24 protein-coding genes are annotated in these 21,657 nt (G+C 63.8%); 9 read left to right on the top strand and 15 right to left on the bottom strand.

The window, feature by feature from the left end:
• The first annotated feature begins 1 nt into the window (after position 1).
• Complete coding sequence (locus PI87_RS05495; protein ID WP_039596676.1) at positions 2-1,165, top strand: acyltransferase family protein; 1,164 nt, start codon at positions 2-4, stop codon at positions 1,163-1,165.
• 3 nt (positions 1,166-1,168) lie between these two features.
• On the opposite strand, the gene PI87_RS05490 is transcribed toward PI87_RS05495, so the two are convergent.
• Complete coding sequence (locus tag PI87_RS05490; protein ID WP_039596675.1) at positions 1,169-1,924, bottom strand: autoinducer binding domain-containing protein; 756 nt, start codon at positions 1,922-1,924, stop codon at positions 1,169-1,171.
• A 533-nt stretch (positions 1,925-2,457) separates the two neighbouring features.
• Between PI87_RS05490 and PI87_RS05485 the strand changes: the two genes are divergently transcribed.
• Both PI87_RS05485 and PI87_RS05480 read left to right on the top strand, forming a co-directional pair.
• Positions 2,458-3,534 (top strand): type IV toxin-antitoxin system AbiEi family antitoxin, encoded by a 1,077-nt coding sequence (locus tag PI87_RS05485; RefSeq protein ID WP_052321410.1) that lies wholly within the window; start codon positions 2,458-2,460, stop codon positions 3,532-3,534.
• Positions 3,515-4,393 (top strand): nucleotidyl transferase AbiEii/AbiGii toxin family protein, encoded by an 879-nt coding sequence (locus PI87_RS05480; RefSeq protein ID WP_084209892.1) that lies wholly within the window; start codon positions 3,515-3,517, stop codon positions 4,391-4,393. The genes PI87_RS05485 and PI87_RS05480 overlap by 20 nt, the downstream gene beginning before the upstream one ends.
• Positions 4,394-4,438: 45 nt before the next feature.
• Here PI87_RS05480 and PI87_RS05475 read toward each other — a convergent pair whose 3' ends face one another.
• Positions 4,439-5,599, bottom strand: a complete 1,161-nt coding sequence (locus PI87_RS05475; RefSeq protein WP_039596674.1) for an enolase C-terminal domain-like protein — start codon at positions 5,597-5,599, stop codon at positions 4,439-4,441.
• 548 nt (positions 5,600-6,147) lie between these two features.
• On the opposite strand from PI87_RS05475, the gene PI87_RS05470 reads away from it, so the two are divergent.
• Positions 6,148-7,569 (top strand): discoidin domain-containing protein, encoded by a 1,422-nt coding sequence (locus PI87_RS05470; RefSeq protein WP_039596673.1) that lies wholly within the window; start codon positions 6,148-6,150, stop codon positions 7,567-7,569.
• A 94-nt stretch (positions 7,570-7,663) separates the two neighbouring features.
• Here the strand turns inward: PI87_RS05470 and PI87_RS05465 are convergent, their stop codons facing one another.
• Complete coding sequence (locus tag PI87_RS05465) at positions 7,664-8,116, bottom strand: carboxymuconolactone decarboxylase family protein (RefSeq protein WP_039596672.1); 453 nt, start codon at positions 8,114-8,116, stop codon at positions 7,664-7,666.
• Between the two features lie 210 nt (positions 8,117-8,326).
• Between PI87_RS05465 and PI87_RS05460 the strand changes: the two genes are divergently transcribed.
• Both PI87_RS05460 and PI87_RS05455 read left to right on the top strand, forming a co-directional pair.
• Positions 8,327-10,006: an alkaline phosphatase D family protein gene (locus PI87_RS05460; RefSeq protein ID WP_039596671.1), complete on the top strand. Its 1,680-nt coding sequence runs from the start codon at positions 8,327-8,329 to the stop codon at positions 10,004-10,006.
• A 27-nt stretch (positions 10,007-10,033) separates the two neighbouring features.
• A complete protein-coding gene (locus PI87_RS05455; RefSeq protein WP_039596670.1) occupies positions 10,034-11,047 on the top strand; it encodes a 2-dehydropantoate 2-reductase in 1,014 nt (337 codons plus the stop codon).
• A gap of 15 nt (positions 11,048-11,062) precedes the next feature.
• Here PI87_RS05455 and PI87_RS05450 read toward each other — a convergent pair whose 3' ends face one another.
• Positions 11,063-11,737 carry a Crp/Fnr family transcriptional regulator gene (locus PI87_RS05450; protein WP_039596669.1) on the bottom strand — a complete coding sequence of 225 codons (675 nt, stop codon included), beginning with the start codon at positions 11,735-11,737 and terminating at the stop codon, positions 11,063-11,065.
• Positions 11,738-11,895: 158 nt separating this feature from the next.
• Between PI87_RS05450 and PI87_RS05445 the strand changes: the two genes are divergently transcribed.
• The gene (locus PI87_RS05445) at positions 11,896-12,609 is read left to right on the top strand and encodes a tetratricopeptide repeat protein (RefSeq protein WP_039596668.1); all 714 of its coding nucleotides are present in this window, start codon (positions 11,896-11,898) and stop codon (positions 12,607-12,609) included.
• Here the strand turns inward: PI87_RS05445 and PI87_RS05440 are convergent.
• Both PI87_RS05440 and PI87_RS05435 read right to left on the bottom strand, forming a co-directional pair.
• A complete protein-coding gene (locus PI87_RS05440) occupies positions 12,606-12,989 on the bottom strand; it encodes a 2OG-Fe(II) oxygenase (protein WP_039596667.1) in 384 nt (127 codons plus the stop codon). The two genes, PI87_RS05445 and PI87_RS05440, sit on opposite strands and share 4 nt — an antisense overlap.
• Before the next feature lie 41 nt (positions 12,990-13,030).
• A complete protein-coding gene (locus tag PI87_RS05435; RefSeq protein ID WP_039596666.1) occupies positions 13,031-13,294 on the bottom strand; it encodes a DUF2164 domain-containing protein in 264 nt (87 codons plus the stop codon).
• Positions 13,295-13,513: 219 nt separating this feature from the next.
• On the opposite strand from PI87_RS05435, the gene PI87_RS05430 reads away from it, so the two are divergent.
• On the top strand, positions 13,514-13,897 hold the full coding sequence (locus PI87_RS05430; protein ID WP_039596665.1) for a VOC family protein: 384 nt from the start codon (positions 13,514-13,516) through the stop codon (positions 13,895-13,897).
• A 3-nt stretch (positions 13,898-13,900) separates the two neighbouring features.
• Here the strand turns inward: PI87_RS05430 and PI87_RS05425 are convergent, their stop codons facing one another.
• Positions 13,901-14,458 carry a dihydrofolate reductase family protein gene (locus tag PI87_RS05425; protein ID WP_039596664.1) on the bottom strand — a complete coding sequence of 186 codons (558 nt, stop codon included), beginning with the start codon at positions 14,456-14,458 and terminating at the stop codon, positions 13,901-13,903.
• Positions 14,459-14,531: 73 nt separating this feature from the next.
• Between PI87_RS05425 and PI87_RS05420 the strand changes: the two genes are divergently transcribed.
• Positions 14,532-15,251 (top strand): site-2 protease family protein, encoded by a 720-nt coding sequence (locus PI87_RS05420; RefSeq protein WP_039596663.1) that lies wholly within the window; start codon positions 14,532-14,534, stop codon positions 15,249-15,251.
• A 34-nt stretch (positions 15,252-15,285) separates the two neighbouring features.
• On the opposite strand, the gene PI87_RS05415 is transcribed toward PI87_RS05420, so the two are convergent.
• From PI87_RS05415 to PI87_RS05380, 8 genes are all read right to left on the bottom strand, one after another.
• Positions 15,286-16,275, bottom strand: a complete 990-nt coding sequence (locus PI87_RS05415; RefSeq protein ID WP_039596662.1) for a cysteine synthase A — start codon at positions 16,273-16,275, stop codon at positions 15,286-15,288.
• 64 nt (positions 16,276-16,339) lie between these two features.
• On the bottom strand, positions 16,340-17,512 hold the full coding sequence (locus PI87_RS05410) for a GGDEF domain-containing protein (RefSeq protein ID WP_039596661.1): 1,173 nt from the start codon (positions 17,510-17,512) through the stop codon (positions 16,340-16,342).
• A gap of 177 nt (positions 17,513-17,689) precedes the next feature.
• Positions 17,690-18,238 (bottom strand): RNA 2'-phosphotransferase, encoded by a 549-nt coding sequence (locus PI87_RS05405; RefSeq protein WP_039596660.1) that lies wholly within the window; start codon positions 18,236-18,238, stop codon positions 17,690-17,692.
• Between the two features lie 36 nt (positions 18,239-18,274).
• Positions 18,275-19,048, bottom strand: coding sequence for an ABC transporter substrate-binding protein (locus PI87_RS05400; RefSeq protein ID WP_052321408.1), 774 nt, complete (start codon positions 19,046-19,048; stop codon positions 18,275-18,277).
• 45 nt (positions 19,049-19,093) lie between these two features.
• A complete protein-coding gene (locus PI87_RS05395) occupies positions 19,094-20,191 on the bottom strand; it encodes a biotin carboxylase (protein WP_039596659.1) in 1,098 nt (365 codons plus the stop codon).
• 52 nt (positions 20,192-20,243) lie between these two features.
• Positions 20,244-20,570 carry a hypothetical protein gene (locus PI87_RS05390; RefSeq protein WP_039596658.1) on the bottom strand — a complete coding sequence of 109 codons (327 nt, stop codon included), beginning with the start codon at positions 20,568-20,570 and terminating at the stop codon, positions 20,244-20,246.
• A 56-nt stretch (positions 20,571-20,626) separates the two neighbouring features.
• Positions 20,627-21,067: a GFA family protein gene (locus PI87_RS05385; RefSeq protein WP_084209890.1), complete on the bottom strand. Its 441-nt coding sequence runs from the start codon at positions 21,065-21,067 to the stop codon at positions 20,627-20,629.
• A gap of 76 nt (positions 21,068-21,143) precedes the next feature.
• Complete coding sequence (locus PI87_RS05380) at positions 21,144-21,494, bottom strand: hypothetical protein (protein WP_039596657.1); 351 nt, start codon at positions 21,492-21,494, stop codon at positions 21,144-21,146.
• Between the last annotated feature and the right edge of the window lie 163 nt (positions 21,495-21,657).

Below are 21,657 nucleotides of genomic sequence, written 5' to 3'. Positions count from 1 at the left end.
CATGGTGCTCACGCTCCGCATGCCTGCGGCCAGCCGGCTGCCGTCGCTCACCGGGCTGCGCTTTCTGGCGGCCTTGCTGGTCTTCCTGTACCACGGGTCGCTCATGAAGATCGTGGTGTTCAACCCGTTTGCCGATGTGCAGTGGGCCACGGTCTACAACCACCTGTTCAACGTGGGCGGGCGCGTGGGGGTGTCGTTCTTCTTCGTGCTGAGCGGGTTCGTGCTGACATGGTCTGCGCGCAGTACCGATACCACGTCGGCCTTCCTCAAACGGCGCCTGCTCAAGATCTACCCCAACCACATCGTCACGTGGGCCGTGGCCATGATTCTGCTGGTCGCGCCCGGCACACGGGCGGCGGTATGGCTGCCCAACCTGTTCCTGCTGCATGCGTGGGTGCCGGAAGACGACATCCTGCGCGGCGTGAATGCGGTGTCGTGGTCGCTCTGCAGTGAGCTGCTGTTCTACATGCTGTTTCCGCTGATCCTGCCACTGGTGCAGCGCATACGGGCAGCGCGGTTGTGGTGGTGGGCGGCGGGCACCGTGGCGGCGCTGCTGGCAGCTCAAGGGCTCATCACGCTGCTCACCCCGGATGCGCCAATCGCGCCTGGTTGGCCCCTGCCCGAGTTACGCTTCTGGCTGGCGTACTTCTTTCCGCCGTTGCGGCTGTTCGAATTCGTGCTCGGCATGCTGATGGCGCGCATCCTCATGACCGGGCAGTGGATCAGGCTCGGCATGCTGCCCACGTTGCTCTTCATGGCGGTGGGCTATGCAGCGGCGCGCGTGGTGCCGTTTCAGTACAGCCTGAACGCGGTGATCATCGTGCCGATTGCACTGCTCATCACCGCCGTGGCGGCAACGGATGTGGCCGATGCGCCCACGCTGCTCGCCTCGCGCACGATGGTGTGGCTGGGCGAGGTGTCGTTCGCGTTCTACATGGTCCACCTGGAGGTGCTGTACGGCGCGCGTGCGCTGCTGCACGGACAGGCGTTTGCCACGCCCGTTGCGCTGGGCGTGATTGCTGCGGAGTTTGGCGTGGCGCTGCTGCTGGCGTGGGCGCTGTACGCGCTGGTCGAGCGGCCGATCATGCGCCGCTGGGCCGGCAACGCACGGCAGCACACCGCGCGCGCGTTGGTCGGCCGTGCAGACGACGGCAGCCGCGCCTGAGCTTCAGGCTGCCGTGGCCGGAATCAACCCCAGCATCGCCGCCTTCACCACCGCATGCGTCTTGTTGGCCGCGTTGAGCTTGGTGATGGCGTTCTGGATATGAAAGCTCACGTTGCGCTCGGTCATCTCCAGGATGGCCGCCACCTCGGCCACGGTCTTGCCCTCGGCCGTCCAGTGCAGCGTCTGGCGCTCGACGTCTTTGAGGCGCGCGGCGGCATCGGGCAGCACCTTGCTCGCCATCAGGTTGCTGATGGTGGCGTGGGCAAGCTGGCCCAGCCAGATCATCTCGGGCTCGATGGCGGCCAACTCATCGGTGGTGATGGGCTCGGCGTTGCGCGCCAGGCTGAAGGTGCCGAAGATGCCGCGATGATCTCGCATGGTCTGCGACCACCCGTGGTTCAACCCATGCGCGCGCGCATCCACCCAGAACGGCTCGTTCGGATCACTGATGCCAGGCCACAGCATGGGCTTCACGCAGCGCTGGCCGAACTGCAGCACCGGGTCGATGGCGGCATAGCCGCGCGCCGAATAGGTCTCACGCCAGCGCTCGGGGTAATTGCTCCACGCCACGGTGTTGAAGCGCGTGATCGGGATCGCCGCACGCAGGGCATAGGCGTAATAGTCGAAGCCCAACAGGGTGACGGCCGTGTGCAGGCTACGAAATGCAGCATCGGCATCGTCCAGGGTGTTCAACTCGCGCAACAGTTCTGCGCGCCACGACGTTATCCGGTTTTCCGTCAATAAAATGCGAGCGCCCATTCAAGCGTTCTCCCAAATAAGTTCAGCGCGGCAGCAATTGCGCTGGATAATCCCGCGCGCATCACTGCCTCCACTTGCAGACGTTTTGAACATGGCCGCGTGCCGGCACAGCATGCGGCACTCCCCCCGGCTCAGGCTTGTGGCTGTCAGCCCGCGTCAGCGCGCGGTTTCCGCCTTGATCTGGTCGTCGCCTTACGCTTCACTGATTGCGTGAAACAGCGTGCTGGAACTATACAAAATTTGAGGCAGTTTGCGCGCCGCAACATACTAACGAGGGGTAGTACCTTTTCTCGAATGCGGATTTGACTGAAGGCAGGAATAAATCAGCTGATAATCGCCCGTCTTTGCGCAAAATCGGCTCGATGATATGGCCACCTGTTTTTTGTTGGCTGCCGTACGGTTGCTTTTTGTTCAATTTTTTAAGATGTTCACGTTACGTGAACGCCGATCCCCCTTGAACGAAGCAGACTTATCGTTCATAGTTTTCGCACGTTCACGATACGTGAACATGCGATAACCATGAACAATCAAACGTGGCGACCCGATACGACCCCCAGCATCACGAGCGTGAAGTGCTCGATACTGCGCTGAAAGCCCTGGGCGAACTCGCCGGCATTGACGGCAAGATTGTCGCGACCGGGGCTCGCACCAGTTCCCGCGCAAAGTCCGACGCCGTTGTCGACCTAAGGGTCGCTGGCCAGACACATCGTTACCTCGTGGAATGCAAGCACACGATGGACCGAGCCTCCGCACTGGCCCTAGTCCGCACACAACTGGCCCGACACCTCGACACTGGTCTGCTGGTAACACCGTATCTCAGCCCACAACTGGCAGAGCACAGCCGGCAGCTTGGCCTGCAGTTCATTGATACCGCAGGCAATGCCTACCTCAAGGCCGATGGCCTGTACGTATTCGTGAGCGGACGCAAGCCGCTAGACGTTCCGGCACAGACGTCCACGCGCAGCGCGGGCAATGCCACAACCTGGCGCATGGTCTTCGCCCTGCTCTGTGAGCCTGCTCTCATACAGGCGCCATATCGGGAGATGGCAGAAGCCGCTGGCATTGCGCTCGGTTCGGTAGGCGCTGTGCTGCGGGACCTGACCACTCGCGGTCTACTGGTTGAATCAGCCAGGGGCCGTCGTCTGGCAGCACCAACACGAATGCTCGACGAATGGGTTACCGGCTACCCAACGATACTACGCCCAAAGCTGCATCCGCGCCGCTTCCAGGCAAACGACCCAAACTGGTGGCAAGACGCCAGCCTGGCCGACCTGACACCACTGAGCGCGCAATGGGGCAGCGAAGTCGCAGCCGCCCGCATGACCGACTATCTCAAACCCGCCACGCAGACGCTCTATATTGATCCGCCTGCCATGCGAGACACGCTGCGCCACCTGGTCACAAAGTACCGTCTTCAGCCTAGCGCGGATGGCCCTATCGAACTGCTGGAGACCTTCTGGCGACCGCCGACCGGCCATACCGACCGGGAAAGTCTTGTACCACCGATCCTGGTTTATGCGGATCTCATCGCCACGATGGACTCGCGCAATCTAGAAACCGCCAACCTCATTCGAGAAAAAAGCATCGCTCGTGTACTCGATTCGCTCTGACCGCCCACTGGACCACTCAACCCAGGACATCCTCAGTGCCATACACGACGTGGCTGTACCACTGGCACTGCCCATCTTCGTGGTGGGCGCCACGGCGCGCGACATTCTGCTGACACATGTGTTCGGGATCGAAACTGGACGTGCCACGCTCGACGTGGATTTCGCCGTTGCCGTAGAGCATTGGCCGCACTTCGAAGACATCAAGCAGCGCCTGCTGGCCAATGGTCGCTTCGACTCCACTGCCAACATCGTCCACAGGCTGCTCTACCGCACGAGCGACAACACGATCGGCAGGCCAATAGACCTCATCCCATTCGGTGGTATCGAACAACCGCCAGCCACCATCAAATGGCCGCCCGACATGGCTGTGATGATGAATGTTGCTGGCTATGCAGATGCCTGGCGGGCCGCAGTCGAAGTTGAGTTTGCGCCCGGACGCAGCATGCGCGTGGCATCGTTGGCTGGGCTTGCCGTGCTCAAGCTAATCGCCTGGAAGGACCGTGGCCTGGAGGACCCCAAAGATGCGGGGGACCTGCAGGTCCTGCTGCAGAGCTATGCCAGCGCCGGCAACTTAGATCGTCTATATGACGCCGAATCCGCTCTGCTGGAATCGGCCAACTACAACCCGGACCTCGCAGGCATGGCCTTGCTTGGCAGAGATGCCGCCACGCTGGCCGGTCCGCAAACCTGTGAGCAATGCATTGCCCTGCTCGACAACACAGCAATGCGCGATCGCCTGGCCCAGCATATGGCCCAAGCGCGTGCCGGCGCAACGGATGCGCTGGACGCGGCGCATACCCGCTTGGACTGGTTCCGGCACGGGTTCGAACTGCACGCAACCGGCCACGCCTCTGTCTGATTGCAAGGCGGTGGCAACTCGAACGTGTCGCCAGTGGACGCGCATTCACACGAACGCCTGCCGGAACGTGCGCCATGCCTCGGCGTGTGTCTCAAAGCCGATGCCCGGCGCCTGCGGCAAGCCTGCGTAGCCGGCCTCGATGCGCGCACCATCGGCCAGCCCGCGAAACGGTGCAAACGCAAACGGGCTGACCTCCGCACCGCCCAGACCAAGTGCCGCCACCAGATGCAGCCCAAAGAGATGTCCGCCATGCGGCCAGAACGCCTGACGCGGCCAGCCATGCGCGGTCATGGTCTCAATGATGCGCAGGTAGCCCGGCACGCCATAGCAATGCACGGGATCGAACACCAAAACGTCGCGTGCGCTGCGCAGGCCGCCGTACTGGTCGAGCAACCGTGCTTCAGCCTGCGAGAACAGCGCTTCGCCTGCTGCAATAGGTGGTGCGTACACCTCGGCCACCTTGGCGTGCGTGGTGAAGTCCAGCGGGTCGCATATGTCCTCAAACCACCAGAGCGCGTAGGGCTCCAGCACGATTGCGGCCTGCAGCGCGGTGGCCTGGTCATACAGGTTCATGGCATCCACGGCGAGATGGCGGGTACCGGACAACTGCGCGGCCGCCACTTCAATGCGTTGGCAATCCACGTCCAACGGCGCGGCGCCGATCTTGATCTTCGCGTGGGTGAAGCCGAGATCCACACAGCGGCGCATCTCGTCAGCCAAGCGCGCTAGATCGTCATGCGGGTAGCGATACCCGCCACCGGCATACACGCGCACACGCAGCTGCGCCGCCCCGTCGAGCCGCTGTGCAAGGAAGGCGTACAGCGGCACACCAGCGATCTTTGCAGCGGCATCCCAGATCGCCATATCGAGTGTGCCCACCGCCACGCAGCGCTCACCGTGGCCGCCGGGTTTCTCGCCCGCCATCATCGTGTGCCACGCACGGAACGGGTCGAGGTTCGTGCCCGTTTCATCCGCCAGGCTGCCGGGTGATGCGCGCAGCAGGCGCGGCGCAAAGCGCTCGCGAATCAAGCCACCCTGCGCAAACCGGCCGACCGATGCATAGCCGTAACCGACCACCGGTTTTCCGTCTCGCATCACATCGGTGGTGACGGCCACGAGGCTGGTCGTCAGCCCGCCCGATGGAATGGACGGATCGTCATATCGGGAAACTGGAATGGCCTGTTCGCGGATGTCGATGATGTGCATGTCAGCCCTCGTTGTTCCCGAGCATTGTCGCAAGGCTGCGCACGATGCGTGCGCCGATGGCGACATGGCGGCACGCTCCTCAGCAAGGCTTGCACCGTCGCCACGCGACAAATTGTCGCGGTAAAAATGACCAACTTTGGGCGTGTGCGTGCAGTTCGATCAACGTTGTGTTGAGCGCGCGTGTCACTTTTACACGCGTTTGTGGCCGCGCGCTCCCACCCCAAAAACTGAGCGCTGATTTGGCGCCAGAAGCGCGTTCTTCTCACGCTATCGAATTGCGCGCAAAGCCCTTAAAGTCTCGCCCGCGACTCGCCTTTTCGATGTAGTCGAGACCCCGACAACAAGCACGACGGTACGAAGCAACAGGGTCACTTTTCGGCGCGTCTTCGTCGCCTCGTCACTCCCCTGGTTTGTGGCGCTTTTTCAACTTGGGCCTGTCCCGAGATGGCGGAGCTTTGTCTGCAATCTGGCGAGGCGACGAGGACGTGATCTTGACCTAGCGCTGCGGTCTTTGCCGCCCGCCTTTTTGCACAGGAAGTACCCGTTTCATGCGTATCCAACGACTCCCACTCAGCATTGCCGTCGGCACAACGTTTGCCCTGCTTGCCGCTGGAGCCCAAGCCAACTGCGTGGCCAATCCGCCCACGCAATCCAACAGCACCTTTCCGGCCAGCCTGACCGGCAAGCTCGCGTACCACAGCTACGTGAGCTACGGCGACGGCACCAGCCAACTCTTCATCTACGACTTTGCTGCGCGCACGCTGCAGCAGGTGTCACAGCCGTCCTGGGGCATTCAGGACCCGATGAACGCGGTGTTCAGCCCTGACGGCAAATGGCTCGTCTTCATGGGCATCACCAACAACGCGTGGAACGTGTTCTTCTGGCAGGTCGGCACCAACAACATGCCGATCAACATGACCAACAGCACGGGCCAGACGCGCAACGAAGATCCGAAGTTCAGCGCGAACGGCACGTCACTGCTGTTCAAGCAGAACGGCGACGTGATGCAGGCCGCGCTGTCGTACACGAGCTCGGGCCCGGTGTTCACCTCCCTCGTCAACCTGACGCGCACGGCACCTGCAGTGGAAGACTCGATGCCGTTCCCCTCGCCGGATGGCACCGCCGTGTACTACGCCACCGGCACGGGCAGCAACATGGGCCTGTACAAGCAAACGATCGGCAGCACCAACAAGGTGGCGTTCGACACGCCAGCCGGCCTGGTCGCGTACTACCCGATCGTGCGTGCGGACGGCACCGTGTTCTACGCCCGCTGGCTTGACGCCACCAGCCAGGCTGACCAGATCTACACCAAGGTCAACCCAAGCGACACGCCCAACCAGCTCTCGCTCAACGACTGCAACAGCAACAACTCCGACCCCTCGCCCGTGAACGGCACGAACTACGTGTTCTTCTCGTCCACCACCGCCGGCGGCTACCAGCTCTACCTGGGTGACGCGAACACCGGCCAGCGCTGGAGCCTGTCGCAATTTGGCGTGAACAACGACACGACCAAGGCCAAGCTCGGCTCGAACTACTTCCCGGGTGCCTCGGCCTCGGTTGCATCGCAGACGACGGTGCTGCTCTCGCAAGGCAAGCCGGCCAGTGCTTCATCCAGCTACAGCAGCGGCCTGGGCCCGGCCTACGCGTTTGACGGCAACACCACCAGCACGCGCTGGGATTCGGTGGAAGGCGTTGCCGGCACGCAGTGGCTGATGGTGGACCTGGGCTCCACCCGCACCATCAACGGCGTCGACCTGTATTGGGATGCCGGCGCCAAGGTGTATTCCATCCAGACCTCCAACGACGGCGTGAACTGGACCAACATCTACTCGACCACCAACGGTGTGTCGTATGGCCACGTGGCGCTCCCCAACCTCAAGGGCAGTGGCCGCTATGTGCGCATGGTCGGCACGCAGCGCGCCACGCAGTGGGGCTATTCTCTGGACGAAATGCAGGTGTGGGGCTACTGATCGATTGATCGATGGATCGATCCGTCTGCCTGACATGACAACGCCCCGGTGGCCACGGCCATCGGGGCGTTTGTCTTTGCAGCGCGCTAACGCATCAACCCGCCTGGAACTCCCCGGGCGCCCAGGCAAACGGCTTGGCGATACGGTTCCATGTGTTCATCTGCGCAACCACCAGCGTGAGGTTCGACAGCTCGGCCTTGCTGAAGTGGCGCAGCATCTCGTCGATCAGGTCGTCACCGATGGTGTTGCCGGCCAGCAGCGTCACCGCATCGGCCCAACGCAGCGCGGCGCGCTCGCGCTCGGTATAGAACGGCGTCTCTTCCCACACGGGCAGGGAATACAGGCGCATGGCGGTCTCGCCCGCATGGATGCCTTCCTTGTAGTGGCGATCCAGGCAATACGCACAGCCGTTGAGCTGCGAGATGCGGTAGCGCAGCAGCTCCAGCAGGCGCATTTCGAAACCGCAATTGTTGACATACGACTCGACCGCCAGCACAGCTTCAATCATCTTGGACGGCAGTTCACCAAAAGAGATGCGTTCGTTCATGCAAGGGCTCCGTTGAAAGACCGGAGCCATGGTAGGCAGCACGGACCTTTGCCGCGAGCGTGGACGCCGTATAGCGAAGATCAAACTGCTGGTATACGCCGCGCCGTTGCACTCCGTTGAGGACTAACCCCTAGATTGTCAAAAGCTGAACATTCAGCGCCGACGCGACTCGGCACGATGGCGTCTCCGCACCACGCCAGAGGATGGACGATGCCCGCCCCAGTCAAACCGCGCGCCACAGCGCACACCCAAGCGCCACACGGCATGAGCCGGCGTGATTTCCTGACCCTCGGCACCGCCGCTGCCGGCCTGGGCGCACTTGGCCTGGCCTTACCTGAAACCGCACTGGCAACCACGCACGCGGCCGACACCAACTGGCACGCCGGGCAGCTCCAGCACCTGATTCCTGCCGCCAGCCACGACCGCTTTCTCATCAAGGCATCGTTTCAGGCACCACTGACACGCGCGCCGTGGTTGATGGTGAACGGCAAGCGCGTTGCCGGTGAGCCCACCGATGCGGCAGGCCGCTTCTGGCGCTTTGATGCACGCGGCCTGCAGCCCGCCACGCAATACACGCTGCGCATCGTCGATGCCGGCGGCAAGCCGCTGGCCGATGCATGGCCGCTCAAGACGTTTCCCGCACCCAATGCCACGCCCGCACGCCTGCGCATCCTGGCTTACACCTGCGCTGGCGGCTACGACGGCCCGGCGATTGCCGGCAAGACCGCATGGCTTGACATGGCCGCGCGCCGCCGCCTGTTGGCACGCGGCATGGCCTTTGCGCCCGACGCCGTCATCGCCAACGGCGACCACATCTACTGGGATTTGCAAACCTCACAGAACAAACCCTTCGCACGCCACGTGCGCGAACTGATGTGGGACAAGTTTGGCGGCGCACTCGACATGTCGGTGCCGATGTCGCACCCGAAAAACGAGGCGATCTTCACACGTGTGTGCGACTACCAGATCGGCGGCTTGTACGGCACCACGCTGCGCGCCACGCCCGCGTACTTCCTGACCGATGACCACGACACCTTCGAGAACGACGAGTTTGACGACAAGGTCGCCACGCTGCCGCCGGAGCCGTATGGGCTGATCGGTGCGGAGCTGACCCAGCACCGCTACTACCCCGAGTTTCTGCCCGATGCCAACCGCCCGGTCTGGCTGCCCGGTGGCGACAAGGCCGGCATGCCCATCGACACCAACAGCGCGTTCGGCACGCTGCGCTACGGCACGCTGCTTGAGGCCGTGCTGTATGACTGCCGGCGCTTTCTCGACAACAAGGGCATGCACGCACGCGTGGTGCCGCAATGGGTGGAAGACTGGCTCGTCGCACGCACGCGTGCCGAAGACACGGCGCATTTTTTTCACGTGCCGTCGCTGCCGTTTGCGTACTCCTCTGGCAAGCTGGGCGACTGGTATCCGGATCTGCTCGACAAGAAGACCGGGCACCTCGTCGGGAATCAACCCAAGCCCGGCTGGCAGACCGGCTGGCACGCGCAGCACCAGCGTCTGGTGGCTGCGCTCGGGCAGCAGAAGCAGCGCGCTGCCGTCATCGTGCAGGGGGATTTCCACGCGTCGGCTGTCGGGTCGATGTCGCGTTCGGCCGAGCTGGAGTTCGCCCATCCGATACATGCCATCATGACCGGCACGCTGGGCACCGGCGACATGGGCTTCCCCTCCGCCTTCCGCAGCATCGAGACCTCGCCGGCGCTGTCCGTCGCCATGCAGGAAGCCTTGCGCCCAACCGAGAAGAACGGCTTTACCATCATCGACGTGACACCCGAGAAGATGACCTTCTCGCTGTTCCTGTGGCGCCCGCCTGAGCCGGTGGATGCCATCGACACCCTCCAGCCGGCCCTGGTGTACGAGGTGCCGCGCCTGGCTTAAGGTGCCCGCATAACAAGAGGGAGACGCATGGCGAAGATCTGCATCGTGGGGGCCGGGTCGATCGGCTGCTATCTGGGGGGCCGGTTGCTGGCCGCAGAGGCTGACGTCACGCTGGTCGGGCGTGCACGCATTGGCGATGAGCTGCGCGCGCATGGCCTGACGCTGACGGACTACCGTGGTGGCCGCTGGCAAGTGCCTGCCGCCGATGTGGCCTACGTGACCGAGCCCGATGCCGCGGCCGCGGCGGATCTGGTGCTGGTGACCGTCAAGTCTGCCGCCACAGCATCGGTGGCGGACGCGCTGCTGCCCGTGCTGCGCCCCGGCGCGGTGGTCATCAGCTTCCAAAATGGCCTGGGCAACGCCGATATGCTCCGCGCCGCCCTGCCGCAGCAGACGGTGCTGGCAGGCATGGTGCCCTTCAACGTGATGCAGCCTGGGCCGGGGGCCTTTCATCAGGGCACGGCGGGCGAACTGGAGGTCGCCGCATCGCCGGCATTGGGCGCGTTCCTCGATGATTTCCAGCGTGCAGGCCTGCCGCTGGTCCAGCGCACCGATATGGCATCGGTGCAATGGGCCAAGCTGCTGCTCAACCTGAACAACGCCATCAATGCACTGGCCAACCGGCCGTTGAAGGAAGAGCTGTCGCAGCGCGCTTACCGGCGCTGCCTGGCGCTGGCGCAAACCGAGGCGTTGCGGCTAATGGCGCGCGCAGGCATCCAGCCCGCGAAGCTCACCCCCATACCGCCCGCGTGGATTCCGCGCCTGCTGGCCACGCCCGATGCCGTGTTTGCGCGGCTGGGCGGCAAGATGCTCGCCATCGATCCGCTCGCGCGCTCGTCGATGTCGGACGATCTGGCCGTCGGGCGCGCCACCGAGGTCGACTGGATCAACGGCGAGGTCGTGCGCCTGGCCGATCGGCTTGGGCAACGTGCGCCCGTCAATGCGCAGCTATGTGCGCTGGTGCACGCAGCGGAAGCCGCCGCCACGCGCCCAAGCTGGTCAGGCAACGATCTGCTGGCCGCACTGCGCGCGGCCACCTGAACACCTGAACGCGCATCAGCTCACGCTAAGTAGCAACGGCATGTCCTGAATTTCGATGTGCCCATAGCGCAGGCGGATGGCACCCAGTTTCACCAGCGCCTGCAGCTCCTTGCTGAGCGTCTGCCGGCTGATGCCCAGCATCATGGCCAGCGCGTCCTGCGAGGTGTTGATGGTCGCGCGCCCCTCGGCCGATTGCGAAACATCGCCGTGCGCCAGCATGGCAATCCGCCGCGCCACGCGAGCGCGCGTGCCCTGCAGCGCAGCGCTCGCCAGCGAGCCATACGCCAATCGCAAACGCATCGCCACCAGCCGCGCGATAGCGGCCGCAAATGCGGCATCGCACATCAACGCCTCGAAGCGCTCGGCACTGACGGCAAGCACTGTGGCATCTTCCAGCGCAATCGCGCAGTGGCCACGCGGCTGCTGATCCAGCGTCGACACCCCACCAAACCAGTTACCGGGCTCAACCAGCGCGAGGATCGCTTCATCGCCTTCGGTATTGAAGATCGACAACTTGAGCACGCCGCTGGCGACGCCAAAGAAGGCGTTAGCGCCAGCGTCCACCGGATCGCCCTGTCGGAAGAGGAACGCCCCTGCCGCAACAGACACGGTTGTGGCGGCTTCCAACAAGGCCTGCGCCGCCTGCGGCGGAAGGCTCTGGAACCAGGGGTTGGCAGAAAAAACTTGCATGGGCGGTGGCGGTCAATGCGCTGTCACGAGACTACAGGCAATGCCTGCCTATTGGCAAAACGGCTGTGCGTTGCTGCCCGCCGACATACCCCACTTCCGGGTGCCCTCCTGACCGGCACCTTCTGCTACCGTCGCTCGACCATTCGATTGGGGGTCTCATGCCGTATCCGCGTGTTCTGGCTGCCGTTGCCGCGCTACTCGCCAGCGCATCTGTCTGGGCGCAAAACCCGCCCGCCGCCAATGCGGACGACCTCCGCAATGCCCAGCTTCTGCAGGAGGGTGCGCAGCTCGCCAAAGCGAGCCGGCAAGGCGAGGCCATCGACGATTTCGACAAGGTGGCCGCCTTCTACGAGAACGCCTATCGCGACGAAACTGCCCGCCTCTACAGCGCCCGCAGCCAGGTTGAATCGCTGCTGTACCTGGTGGAAGCCGCCAACGCCAAGACGAGCGCAAAAGTCGTGTCGTCCAACTGGGCGTATGCGTATTACCTCAAAGCCTACGCCCTGATGGATTTGAACCGCACGGATGAGGCCAAGGTAGTCCTGCAGCGTGCCATCGACCTGGCGCCGCACAACGCGCAATTCCACGCGGAGATGGGCAATCTCTACCAGCGCGAGAAGAATTGGCCGCTGGCGCTCACCAGCTTCGAGGCCGCTGCACGCGACGCGCGCGAGTTCTCGCCGCCGCAGATCAAGAATGCCGAGCTGACACGTGCCTGGCGCGGCACAGCCTATGTGTATGTCGAACAGAACCGGCTGGACGATGCCGAGGCGCTATACCGCAAGTGCCTGGAGCTGGACCCCAAAGACAGCCGCGCAACAGCGGAACTGCGCTACGTGCAGGCGCAACGCGCCAAGGCGGGCAACCCTTAAGCGGATTCCCCTGGCCGGCGCCCCAGCACCCACCCCAACGAGAACACATACCGGCTGCCTCCCACCACGCGCGTCACGCTGTGCTCGCACGCATCGGGCCGGAACAGCTTGATGCGCCGCGTCTGGAAGATCGGGTTGGCGCAGACGAACTCACCGCCCGCACGCGGCGACTTCAACACGACGTTCAGCCGATAGTGCCGCCCGTTGGACACGGGGTCGGTATGCGCCGGGATCTCCGAGCCTTCCGGGTAGCGGATCAGGTAGCTGTCAAACGGAATCGGCCACGTTGCGGTCGCCAGCAGCATCTTGTCGTAACCCGTGCCCTGGCGGCCGCGTTGCCAACGAAATGCGGTCTGGAAGAACTGGCGCAAGGAAGGCATGGGATCGGTGGGTTGTTCAACCCACGCATGTTAGCCGGGAACTACCGGCGCTTGCCGGCCTTTGACCAGTACGTGAACGGTTCTTCGTGGCATTCGTAGTCGAGTTCCGCCACGCGTGTCTGCAGGCGTTCCTGTACGTCGCGCACGGCGAGGTTGTAGACCACCGGCCCAATCTCTTCCAGGAAGAAACCCAGCAACGCGCCGGCCTGAATGTTGCCGATGCGTTCTTCCATGTGCTCGGTGAAATAGCGCTGGATGGACTGAATCGCTTCTTCGCGGGTATCGCGGTCAAGTTCGATCGGCATGGAGGGTCCTGAGTCCTGAGAATGGGCAATCCGAAAGTGATCGACAGCAGTGCCGCCACTGACACGGTTGGCCGCAAGTCTAAGCCCTTCCATGCCATCGGGCGGCGGCATGGATGTTCCACAGCCAAAAGACTGCCAGCCATCGTCTATCGTTAATGCAGGATCATCGTGGCCTTGACCGCAAGTGCCTGGGCCGCCTCACCGCACGGGAGACCCAGCATGCGCGTCGAACTGAACCACACCATCGTCTGGTGCCGCGACAAGCAACAGTCCACCCGCTTTCTGCGCGACATTCTCGACCTGCCCGAGCCGATTCCGTTCGGACAGATGCTGGTCGTGCCGCTGTCCAACGGCGTCTCGCTCGACTTCTTCGACAGCGACAAGCCGATCGCCTCGCAGCACTACGCCTTCCTCATCAGCGATGCCGAGTTCGAGCGCGCCTTCGCAAGCATCCAGGCCAAGGGGGTCCCCTACTGGGCCGACCCCGCCAGACGACACCCCGGCGAAACCTACGAGCACAACGGCGGCCGTGGTCTGTATTTCGATGACCCGGATGGGCACTTGCTGGAGATCATGACGCGGCCGTATGACCTGGGGTCGTGAGCACTACCCGCGCACCACCTCGTAGCGCAACTCCACGAACGTTTCCTTATACGGCGTGGCTGAAGTCAGCTTCAATGCCGGCGTCACCACCGCCCGCGGCAGGAGCGGCAACCCGCTGCCCAGCACCACGGGCATGACCTGCACGATCAACTCGTCGAGCAGGCCGCGGTCGAGAAACTGTCCGGCCAACTCGCCACCACCAACAATCCACACGTTCTTGCCGTTGGCCGCCGCAAGCATCTGTTGGTGCACAGGCGCCACGTCACCCTGCACGAAGCGGACATCCGCGCCCTCCACCACCGGCAGCTTGCGCGACGTGAAGACCCACGCAGGCTGCGTGTACGGCCATGACTCCGCTTGCGCCGTGCCGGCCTTGACCAGCTCGCGCAGCAGCCATTCATACGTCGATGCGCCCATCGCCAATGCGCCCACATCGCGAATGAAGCCGTCGTAGCTCGTGCCGTCCAGCGAGCCAAACTGCATCAACCAATCCAGCGAGTGATCCGTTGTGGCGATGAATCCATCGAGGCTAGCGGCGGCGTAATACTGGGTCTTGGACATGGCGTGCGTTCTTGTTGATGTTTGGGAACACGATGCTATGTGCAGCACGTTAGCACCGGCTTGCGGACATACAATGCAGCCCAGCCCACTGCGGGCTGATTCCAACCAGTTCACCCAGGACACCCCCGCAATGCCCGCCGGCTCCGCCTTCATCGCTGCCTTTGTGCTCTGCGCGCTGCTCCATCTGACGACATTCGCCATTGTCGGCTCGGCGTTCCGGATTCCGGTGCGCGAGATGAGCCTCGGCTTCGGGCCACAAGTGATCCGCTTCGGGCGCGTACGCATCCGCCTGCTCCCGCTTGGCGGTAGCGTCCGCTTCAAGGACCTGGGCGAGGCGGGACTGACCGAAGCCGATCTGCAGGGCGCGCTGGATACGCAGCCCACGTGGGTACAGCTTGTGGTGGCGCTCTCGGGTGTAGCGTTGCTGCTGAGCGTGGCACTGGTGACACTGCAGCTGGAAGGGCTGCGTGCATTGACCGATGGCTTCGCGCAGATCGTGCTCGGCGCGCTGTCGCCCACCGGATATGCACAGACCCTGCTGGCGCAGGCGCATCAAGCCATCCTGCAACTGCCCTTCGCTGTGCTGCTGGGGCTGGTGGCGGCCAAGTCTGCGGCGTTCAACCTGCTGCCGTTTCCGGCAAACAACGGCGCGCACGCACTGTTCATCATCGGGCGCGCGCTGGGTTTAGGCAGGTTCTGGCCCGCACAACTGACACGATGGCTGATGCTGGCACATCTGGCGTTGATGTTGTCCTGGGCCGGCGCGCTGGTGATGTACCTCTTGAACCGATAGCCTGGTTGCCCGATCATCGGCGGCCATATCGCGCTCACCCCGCCCGCAGCCCCTTCTGCGCCAACCACTGCGCATTGAACAGCCGTGCGAAATACAGCGTGCCCCGATCGCACAGGAGCGTGACGATGGTGTGCCCGGGCCCCATCTCGCGCGCCAGCTGCACCGCCGCGCCCACGTTGATGCCGGTCGAGCCACCGACGAACAAGCCCTCTTCGCGCAACAGCCGATAGACCATCGTCACGCAGGTCTGGTCATCAATGCGGATGGCGTCGTCAATGGGCGTGCCCTCCAGGTTGGCTGTCACGCGCGTCGAGCCGATGCCCTCGGTGATGGAGCTGCCTTCGGCCTGGATGGCGCCCGTCTTGATGAAGCTGTAGAGCCCGCTGCCATGCGGATCGGCCAGCACGGTCTTCACCTTTGGGTTGTGCTCCTTCAGGTAACGCGCCACGCCGGCCAGCGTGCCGCCCGTGCCCGTCGCGCAGACAAACGCATCCACCTTGCCCACGGTGTCGCGCCAGATCTCAGGGCCGGTGGTCTCGTAGTGCGCCTGGCGATTGACAAGGTTGTCGAACTGGTTGGCCCAGATGGCGCTATGCCTATGGTCCTGCGCCAGCTCCTGTGCCAGACGGCCGGCAATCTTCTGGTAGTTGTTCGGATCTTTGTACGGCACTGCCGGCACGGGGCGCACCTCTGCGCCCAGCACGCGCAGCAGGTCCATCTTCTCGGGCGATTGCGTTTCAGGAATCACGATCACACAGCGATAGCCGCGCGCCGCGCAGATGTGTGCCAGGCCGATGCCCGTGTTGCCTGCGGTGCCCTCCACGACCGTGCCACCTGGTTTGAGCATGCCGCGCCGCTCGGCGTCTTCGATGATGTAGCGCGCGGCGCGGTCCTTGACCGATCCCCCGGGGTTCAGAAACTCAGCCTTGCCAAGGATCTCGCAACCGGTCTCGTCGCTCAGCCGCGCCAATCGGATCAGCGGCGTGTTGCCAATCGTGCCGACAAACCCATCGTGGATGGACATGGCGCCTCCTGCAGTGTGGTGTGCACACCTCTACAGGATAGGCAGTGAATGCAGGCCCAGCGGGCTAGACCACACCGGCAGCGTTGGTGACGTCGGCAGCGCAGACTCGGTTGCGCCCCTGGCGCTTTGCGTCGTACAGCGCGCGGTCTGCGCGTACGCTCAAGCGGTCGAAGGATTCACCCGCCTGCCAGCTGGCCACGCCACCGCTCAGGCTGTAGTGATGCACCTGTGCACCGATCGCCACCGCCTGCGCAGCCGCCGCCTTGCGCAACCGTTCAGACAGATGCATGGCGTTGTCGAGACTGGTTTCCGGCAGCAGCAGCGCGAACTCCTCGCCGCCGATGCGCCCCAGAAAGTCGGTCGGCCGCAACTGCGCCTGCGCCATCTGCACGAAGGCACGCAGCACGGCATCGCCACCGGCATGGCCCAGCGTGTCGTTGATGCGTTTGAAATAGTCCAGATCCAGGATCAGCAGCGACAGCGGCCGCGCCTCCATCTGCAAGCGGTCCACATAGCGGCGTGCCAGTGTTTCAAAGCCTTTGCGCGACAGCGCGCCGGTCAGGAAGTCGCGGTTGGCGGCTTCGCGCGCATCGGCCAGCAGTGCGTCGTGCATCATCAGCATGGCCGACATCGACAGGATCGGCATGATGGCCGCCGCAACCACCAGCAGCAGCACACTGCCCGCCGTGGCAAACATGCTCGGGCTGGAGGCGGTGTCGAGCGTCAGGAAGTAGATGCCGCGCGCGAGCTGGCAAGCGCCAAAGGTAAAGGCAATCGCGGCCGTCACCCGATACGGATACGTTGGCCGGTCGGTTGGCGGATGCCGCACCAGCATCCAGGCCAGCGCCGTGCAGAACGCCGCCGAAAACAGCGTGGTCGAAAACACGCGCATTGGGATGCTGTCGATGGCGTAGCGCCAGTAGATGACAGCCAGGCCCACCGTCGCCACGCCCGCCAGCAGGGCGGGCCAGTGCGGCCGGCGCCCCAGAAAGCGCGCGCAGCCTGCGTAGTACGCCGCACCGCCCAGCGCCAACAGCACGTTGGCCGCAACGATGGAAAGTTCATCGGGGATCTTGCCGCGCAGCAGAAGCATCGGCAATGCCAGCACCACGGCAAGGTTGGCGCCAAACCACTCGGCCACACCCGGCTTGCCCGTGCGCAGCAATGAGCCCAGCAGCACCAGGAGCACAAAGCTCATTAGCGCAGACGTGGCAATGGCGACGCCTGGATCCAGCATGGGCACCCTCCCCGGGTCTTGAGCGGGAGGATTCTACGTGAGACAACGTTTTGCGGGCATCACCGGGTGGTGGGGCACGAACTGCAGCCAACTTGTCTACATTACCGACTCAAGTTGCGCAAACACATGTGTCAGATGGGATGGATTGCACCTGTGTGCGGGAATCATGCCTTCCGCTCAAGCGTCGGCGCAAAGGTAGTGCGCCGGCACCGTGTCGGTCAGCCACACACCATTCTCTGAGCGGAAGAACACGTGTCCATCGGCATGCATGCGCGCTGCGTCCACCGTCAGCAACACCACAACCCCATAGCGCTGGCCAACTGATCGTGCAACGGCAAGATCGCTGGTCAGGTGTACGTGGTGGCGCTGGCGCTTGTCCAGGCCAGCGGCCAGGATGGACGCCAGAAAACGCGTTGCCGTGCCGTGGTACAGCACGGCAGGCGGCGCCACGGGTAACAGGCCGAGGTCCACATCGATCGAATGGCCCTGGTTGGCACGGATACGCAGGCCATCTTCGCTGATCGCAAAGCGTTTCTTGTCGCTGGTTTCAACCACGGCTTCGAGTTGCGCACGCGTCATCGGGCGCCCTGATGCGGTGGCATTTTCCAGCAACGTATCGATGCCGGCCCAGCCGGCATCGTCAAGCGTCAGCCCGATGCGCTCGGGCTCGTGGCGCAGGATCAGGCTGAGGAATTTACTGAGAGATTTGAGTTCGGACGGATTCATAGGCGCGATGTTCTTACCCCGCATGACAGGCGTACATCAGGCGTAGCCAGAAAGCTGCGAAACAATCGCGCCCGGATGCTTGGTCGCCGGCGCCACCGTGACGCCCGTCACCCCATGCCGCTGCAACGCCTGCGCAACAAACCCCGATGCTTTCATGTCTTCAACAAACCCCGCGAGGTACGCAGCCGCCTTCGCACCTCGGCTGGTCGGCACGCCCATTGCCTGGCGGATCACCATGAAGCGCTTGTCCAGCAATCGCAGGCCCGGCACGTTGGCAGCGTCGGCTTCAAGCTGTTGCTTGACGCCCGCCGCCACCTCGCACTGCGTGTCGAGGAAGGTCTGCACCACCGTCGGCGACGTGGGTGCGCGCACTATCTCGGCATGGTGCAGTTCGCGCGTGAGGAAGAGGTCGTACGCACTGCCCTTACCGACGACCACGTGATTGCCCGCGCGATCCACATCGGCGTTGGTGCGGATGGGCGAATCGTTGCGCACGAGGTAATAGCCTTCGATCAGCACGTAGGGCTCGGTAAAGGCGATGCTCGCCGCGCGACGCGGGTCGATGGCGAAGAAGCCGATATCCGCTTGCTCTTGCGACACCACGTCGACCGACTTGCCGGCGGCATCCACCACGACCAGTTTCAACGCAACACCCAAGCGTTCAGCCAGCGCACGGGCCAGATCAACGGACACGCCAACGGCCTGCCCTTGCGCATCCAGCCCAGCAAGGATCGGGTTGCCCGTGTTGATGGAGGCGCGCAGCACGCCCGTGGGCGCCAGCGCGGCAATCAAGGTCGAGTCGATGGACATGATCGTGCCTAGTAAACCTGGGAAGAATATCGAATGGTATAGCGCTCACCCGCGCCACGCACCAGCCACCATCCGCGCCAGCAACTCTACATAGGACCACCCGACAGCCCGCGCCGCAATCGCGGTCAGGCTGTCCTGATCTTCCCGCCCTGGCCTGCCCGCACCCGTCATGTTCGGCTTCATGTTGAGGTCGAACAGCCGGCAGCGCCCGCTTGCATCGGCTCGGCAATCGATGCGGATGGGCGCTCGGGCGCCGACCAGTTCGTACGCACGCAGGCAATCGGCGATCAGTGCGCGCACAGCAGGTGCTTCCGTTTCTTCGGGGGTGAGCGCCGCGCTGTTTTGCGTGACGGCAACAACGCCGTTGTAGGGCGCGACGCCGTTGTCGTGATTAAAGCGGCGCACGGGTGGCAGCACGCTGGCGGTCTCGCTGCTGAAGTGCGCAGGCAAATCCGGCTGACGTGGCATGACGGTCAGCGTCAGCTCCTGCCCGCTCAGGAATTGCTCGACGATGAGTGCATTGCCGAAGGCGCCGCCATCAAGCAAGGCCGCCGCTGCGCGATGGAGTTCAGGCAGATCACGCACGAGCGTCACGCCCTGGCTGCCGCGTCCGCGCACCGGCTTGATGATGAGGGGGAAAGCAAGACCGAGACGATCCAACACATCGGCATCGAAGGCATCGATCGGCGGGACGTCACCCATCGGCTCGTGCCCGGCGAGGCAAGACGCGGCCACAGGCAGCCCGCGCGCACGCAACATCGCATTGGTCGCGAATTTGTCGTCTGCGTCCTGCTGGCGTTGTGGCAGCTGGCCGACGATTTGTACTCGCCGTGTGGTGGCTTCGAGCGGGTGGCCCGCAAACAGCACGGTGTTGGCCCACAACAGCGTCGCACCCCGTGCGAGCGCATCGGCAATGCCCTCAGCGGTATCGGCAAAGACCCAGTCCATTGCACGTGCCGGGTTAGGTTCAGCCACGGGTGTCAGCAGGTCATGGCCGGACTGACGCAGCGCAAAGGCGATGTCCGCACCGCTGTCGGAATAGCCGCCCGGTTTGGCGTCCTTGCGCAGGCCGTCAATCACGGGCGGCGGCAACGCCTGGTAAAGGATGGCGATGCGGGGCGGCGGGCGATTGGCGGCGGGCATAGGCATGCGGCAGCAGAAGGACTGCCTCGCATTCTACGAGCCCATATCGGGGTCAGTGCCTGGGACACAGATCATCGATCGCGGCGCCACCAGCCTTCGCCAGTATGACTTCGGTGGCGGCAGCTTCTGTCGGATCGGCCTCGACGATCAGCACATAGCGGCCGCCCAGCACGACGTTCTGGAACTTGCTCTCGTAGGTTTCGGCCATCTCGCCGCGCGGCTGGTGGTCTCCGCTGACGAAGTTGCCGCGCACGGCACCGGCTTCGTCACCTTGATACGAGAGCGCCACGCAATCGAGTGTCAGGCCAGAGCGCAGTACGGTCTGTCGGGCCGCTTCAGCGTCGGCGTGGTCAATAAAGATACGGACGATGGTGGACATGGGGCTCTCCTGATCTGGTGAACCCTCGTTGACGCATCGCGTGTGCCTGCGCCAGCTCAGACCGCTTCGTGCGTCGGCCCGTCCCACCCATCCAGATACTTGGGCAGCGCATCGGCCACATCCACCACGCGATGCCGGTAGAACAGGTGCATGGTCGGTGCCAGGGCATCGGGCAGCGTGTTGTGCGCAGCGCGCGCAAAGAGGCTGTTGGGAATCACCGCCATGCCGAACCGGTTATTGCCGAACAGGGTCTCGCCGCAGTGGCGACAGAAATTGCGCTTGAACTGGCGTGTGGGATGTTGAAAGACGGCGAGGTCATCGGCGCCGCGTTCAATGGTGACGTGCGCCGGGTCCCATGCAGTAGCGGAGAACACCGGCGTGCCGTAGAAATCGCGGCAGGCGTTGCAGTGGCAGTTGGCGCGTGCGGCAGGTGCGCCGGCAATGCGCAGTTGCACGCGGCCGCAGATGCATTGCAGGGTATCGGGGATTGCTGTCAAACCTGAGCTCCTGAGCTGGAATGCTGGCGCGCATTCTACGGGCGCCCGCTCAAGTCTGCTGGTGGCGCTGCGCTGCCTAGAACAGCGCCATCTGCCGCATCCCAAACCCGATCGCCTCTTCCACCCGCACACGCGCGTGCGACAGCGACCCTTCGATGCCCGAGAGCGTGCCGGCCAGCCAGCGATAGACGAGCGGCGCCTGGCCACGCGGGCTCAGGTGGATTTCACCGAGCTTCTTGCCGCGTTTGTCGCGGTAATAGTGGGAGCGGTAGCCGCGTTCCCAATGCGTGATCGGGCCGCGCCATTGGCGCAGACGGCGGGGTTTGGCAGGGGGTGTTTCGGTTGGCGCTGCCGACGCCGAATCCTCCCAGCCGAATGCGGGTTTGGCGAACAGCGGCAAACCTTCCAGATCGGGGTAGAAATCCATCGTCGTAGGCTCAGCTAACCGCGCCGTCTCTGGCTTTGCAGACACACACGGCGCGTAGTCCGCATGATACCTGGGTTTGTAGAGAACATCACGTGCAAACGTAATGCGGGCGCGCTCCGGATGCGGGTCCGCATCGGTATCATGGCGATTGCCAACCCACGTA

The organism is Ralstonia sp. A12, from assembly GCF_000801955.1.
Classification (GTDB): Bacteria; Pseudomonadota; Gammaproteobacteria; order Burkholderiales; family Burkholderiaceae; genus Ralstonia.
Note: the sequence above shows the minus strand (reverse complement) of the source record. Positions and strands in the feature narration are given on the sequence as shown.